Genomic DNA, 1,144 nt, shown 5'->3' with positions numbered 1-1,144 from the left:
TACCGCTTCGACGTACTCCCTGACATGACTCCAACTTTCCCAACAAGTGGAGTCTCCGGACATGCCGGGGCGGTTCAACCTCGAACTCGAGGAAGTCGCGCCATCCACCTTGCCTGAATCCACTCCGAACCTCAGCTTCAGAGCTGCTGATGGCGCCGAGGCCGCAGCTCAAAAGATTCGCGCCGCGCTCGGCATCGAGAACTGGCCGCGATCTTCGTGGTCCGACCCTCGCGAACTACTCAATAGTGCCGTTATTGCGATCGAAGACATGGGTGTTCTAGTCATCCATACGCGGGACGTCGATATCGCAGAGATGCGGGGTTTCTCGATCGCCGAGTGGCCCTATCCGGTGATTGCAGTCAACGGGAGCGATTGGCCACGGCCCCGGCTATTCACACTGCTGCACGAACTCGCACACCTCGGTCTGCGTGATGGCGGCCTCTGCGACCTACATGACATTGTTGGCCGCTCTCGCACTGCAAGCGACGATATTGAACGGTTCTGCAACCAAGTCGCGGCGTCGGTCCTCATGCCACGTGCCGACCTGCTAGCCGACCAAACTATCGCCGCGGCTGACGAAAGCTATGAGTGGACCCAAGACGAGCTGTCGGCACTGAGCCATCTCTACGGTGCAAGCGCCGAGGCCGTCCTAATCCGACTCATCGACCTCGGCAAGGCCAGCTGGGATCTCTACAGCAGGCGGAAACCTGAACTCGAGAACATCTACAGAGAAATGCGCCGCCTGGAGAAAGAGAAGCGCAAAGAGCGCGATGGCGGTCCGTCATACTACTTGGTCAAGGCACGCGACCTTGGGCACGCCTACGTTAGCTCCGTCCTTGAGGCCTACCAGAATCGCGCGATCTCCTCGCTTGACGTCACTGACTACCTCGATGTCCGCTACGAACAGTTGCCCAGCCTACGGGACGCACTGCGACGATGAGCGACGCGAAAATTCTGTATTGCATAGACACCAGTGCGCTGATCGACTGGCTGGAAAGGTACTACCCACCCGCGGCTTTCCCGGCAATCGTTGCGAAAGTCGACGCCCTTATTGCCGAAGGTCGGCTTGGGCTTCCCCCGAAATCGTGGAGGCATTCTTTATGCTGCCTCCGACTGGATGGCAGCGATCTTTTCGTACTCGATT

2 protein-coding genes are annotated in these 1,144 nt (G+C 58.7%); both read left to right on the top strand.

Going from position 1 to position 1,144, the window contains the following annotated elements; all coding sequences use genetic code 11:
- The first annotated feature begins 61 nt into the window (after positions 1 to 61).
- A complete protein-coding gene (locus A5658_RS11745) occupies positions 62 to 940 on the top strand; it encodes an ImmA/IrrE family metallo-endopeptidase (RefSeq protein WP_156751400.1) in 879 nt (292 codons plus the stop codon).
- The coding region (locus A5658_RS28755; protein WP_231997287.1) for a DUF4411 family protein at positions 937 to 1,144 on the top strand (208 nt) is incomplete at its 3' end. The genes A5658_RS11745 and A5658_RS28755, both read left to right, overlap by 4 nt.

This window comes from Mycobacterium sp. 1245111.1 (genome assembly GCF_001673405.1).
Lineage (GTDB): Bacteria > Actinomycetota > Actinomycetes > Mycobacteriales > Mycobacteriaceae > Mycobacterium.
This window is presented reverse-complemented; position numbering and strand designations above follow the sequence as displayed.

Coding starts and splice junctions, on each gene's coding strand:
- A5658_RS11745 (WP_156751400.1), top strand. CDS start 62: ATGCCGGGGCGGTTCAACCTCGAACTCGAGGAAGTCGCGCCATCCACC.